General features: G+C 56.4%; 2 rRNA genes. Both read left to right on the top strand.

The window, feature by feature from the left end:
* The first annotated feature begins 63 nt into the window (after positions 1-63).
* Positions 64-3,038 (top strand): 23S ribosomal RNA (locus FN782_RS16580).
* A 70-nt stretch (positions 3,039-3,108) separates the two neighbouring features.
* A 5S ribosomal RNA gene (gene rrf, locus FN782_RS16575) occupies positions 3,109-3,225 on the top strand.
* Positions 3,226-3,228: the final 3 nt, after the last annotated feature.

Below are 3,228 nucleotides of genomic sequence, written 5' to 3'. Positions count from 1 at the left end.
TGATGCACCTTGAAAACCGGATACAGAAGAGAGCCAAGAAACGATATTCACCGAAGCGATTGAGGAGAAGTTAGTAAGAGCGCACGGTGGATGCCTTGGCGCCAGGAGCCGAAGAAGGACGGGGCGAACACCGATATGCTCCGGGGAGCCGTAAGCAGGCATGGATCCGGAGATTTCCGAATGGGGCAACCCACCAATGGCATAACCGTTGGTACACCTGCCTGAATCCATAGGGCAGGCTGAGGCAGACCGGGGGAACTGAAACATCTTAGTACCCCGAGGAGAGGAAAGCAACCGCGATTCCCTGAGTAGCGGCGAGCGAAAGGGGAACAGCCCAAACCGAAGGGTTACCCTTCGGGGTTGTGGGGCGTCCTGATGGAGTGATAAAGGGGAAGCGTAGGCGAAGTGGTCTGGAATGACCCACCGAAGAGGGTAACAGTCCCGTATCCGAAACGCCTCCCCCTCCGGGACGGACCCCGAGTACCACGGGGCACGTGAAACCCCGTGGGAATCCGGGAGGACCACCTCCCAAGGCTAAATACTCCCTGGCGACCGATAGTGAACCAGTACCGTGAGGGAAAGGTGAAAAGCACCCCGGGAGGGGAGTGAAAGAGAACCTGAAACCGTGTGCTTACAAGCAGTCGGAGCGTCCATGAGGCGTGACGGCGTGCCTTTTGTAGAATGAACCGGCGAGTGACGATGTCGTGCAAGGTTAAGGTGAGAAGCTGGAGCCGTAGCGAAAGCGAGTCTGAACAGGGCGAATTGGGTTCCCAAAAAAGTACTACTTTTTTGGGGTCCCTAGTACGTTGTCGTCGACCCGAAACCGGGTGATCTACCCATGTCCAGGGTGAAGTTGAGGTAATACTCAATGGAGGCCCGAACCCACTGGTGTTGAAAAACCAGGGGATGAGGTGTGGGTAGGGGTGAAATGCCAATCGAACTCGGAGATAGCTGGTTCTCCCCGAAATAGCTTTAGGGCTAGCCTCGGAAGAAAGAGTCGCGGAGGTAGAGCACTGATTGGGCTAGGGGCCTGTCAAGGGTTACCGAACTCAGTCAAACTCCGAATGCCGTAGACTTGTTATCCGGGAGTCAGACTGCGAGTGCTAAGATCCGTAGTCGAAAGGGAAACAGCCCAGACCGCCAGCTAAGGTCCCCAAGTGCATGTTCAGTGGAAAAGGATGTGGAGTTGCCTAGACAACCAGGATGTTGGCTTAGAAGCAGCCATCATTCAAAGAGTGCGTAATAGCTCACTGGTCAAGTGACTCGGCGCCGAAAATGTAACGGGGCTCAAACATGCCACCGAAGCTGCGGATCCAAATGGATGGTAGGGGAGCGTCCCCAGGGCGTGGAAGTCGTACCGGAAGGTGCGGTGGAGCGCTGGGGAGTGAGAATGCCGGTGTGAGTAACGAAAAGAGGGGTGAGAATCCCCTCCGCCGAAAGCCTAAGGGTTCCTGAGGAAGGTTCGTCCGCTCAGGGTAAGTCGGGACCTAAGCTGAGGCCGAAAGGCGTAGGCGATGGATAACAGGTGGAAATTCCTGTACCACCTTCCGCTGTTTGAGCGACAGGGGGGACGCAGGAGGGTAGGAGATCGCGCTGATGGAAATGCGCGTCCAAGCAGTTAGGCTGAAGGGATAGGCAAATCCGTCTCTTCATAAAGCTGAGCTGTGATGGCGAGGGAACTATGAGTACCGAAGTCTTTGATCCCACACTGCCAAGAAAAGCCTCTAGTGAGGCGGAAGGTGCCCGTACCGCAAACCGACACAGGTAGGCGAGGAGAGAATCCTCAGGCGCGCGGGAAAACTCTCGTTAAGGAACTCGGCAAAATGACCCCGTAACTTCGGGAGAAGGGGTGCCCCGGTAGGGTGATCTTGTGATTGCTCGAGGGGGCCGCAGTGAAGAGGCCCAAGCGACTGTTTAGCAAAAACACAGGTCTCTGCGAAGCCGTAAGGCGAAGTATAGGGGCTGACGCCTGCCCGGTGCTGGAAGGTTAAGGGGAAGGGTTATCCTTCGGGAGAAGCTCTGAACCGAAGCCCCAGTAAACGGCGGCCGTAACTATAACGGTCCTAAGGTAGCGAAATTCCTTGTCGGGTAAGTTCCGACCCGCACGAAAGGCGCAACGACTTGGGCGCTGTCTCAACGAGAGACCCGGTGAAATCGTAGTATGCGTGAAGATGCGCATTACCCGTGACAGGACGGAAAGACCCCGTGGAGCTTTACTGTAGCCTGATATTGGATCTTGGTACGGTTTGTACAGGATAGGTGGGAGCCAGAGAAGCCGGGCCGCTAGGTTCGGTGGAGGCAATGGTGGGATACCACCCTGATCGTGCCGGGGTTCTAACCGACACCCGTAATCCGGGTGCGGGACCGTGTCAGGTGGGCAGTTTGACTGGGGCGGTCGCCTCCTAAAGAGTAACGGAGGCGCCCCAAGGTTCCCTCAGCGCGGTTGGAAATCGCGCAGTAGAGTGCAAAGGCAAAAGGGAGCTTGACTGCGAGACCTACAAGTCGAGCAGGGACGAAAGTCGGGCTTAGTGATCCGGTGGTACCGAGTGGAAGGGCCATCGCTCAACGGATAAAAGCTACCCCGGGGATAACAGGCTAATCTCCCCCAAGAGTCCACATCGACGGGGAGGTTTGGCACCTCGATGTCGGCTCATCGCATCCTGGGGCTGAAGTCGGTCCCAAGGGTTGGGCTGTTCGCCCATTAAAGCGGTACGCGAGCTGGGTTCAGAACGTCGTGAGACAGTTCGGTCCCTATCCGTCACGGGCGCAGGAAATTTGAGAGGAGCCATCCTTAGTACGAGAGGACCGGGATGGACGCACCGCTGGTGTACCAGTTGTGTCGCCCGATGCATCGCTGGGTAGCCAAGTGCGGAAGGGATAAGCGCTGAAAGCATCTAAGCGCGAAGCCCCCCTCAAGATGAGATTTCCCATCCTTTATGGAGTAAGACCCCTTGAAGATGACAAGGTAGATCGGTCCGAGGTGTAAGTGTGGTGACACATTCAGCTGACGGATACGAATCGGTCGAGGACTTCTCCTGAATGGCTTCGAAAAGCTTCTTGAGCTTTCTGTATCTGGTTTTCAGGGTGTATCCCTGAAAAGAGAGACGGTCTGGTGATGATGGCGGAGGGGACCCACCCGTTCCCATCCCGAACACGGAAGTTAAGCCCTCCAGCGCCGATGGTACTTGGGGCGCAGGCCCCTGGGAGAGTAGGACGTTGCCAGGCAAT

This window comes from Melghirimyces algeriensis (genome assembly GCF_900182565.1).
GTDB lineage: Bacteria > Bacillota > Bacilli > Thermoactinomycetales > DSM-45169 > Melghirimyces > Melghirimyces algeriensis.
This window is presented reverse-complemented; position numbering and strand designations above follow the sequence as displayed.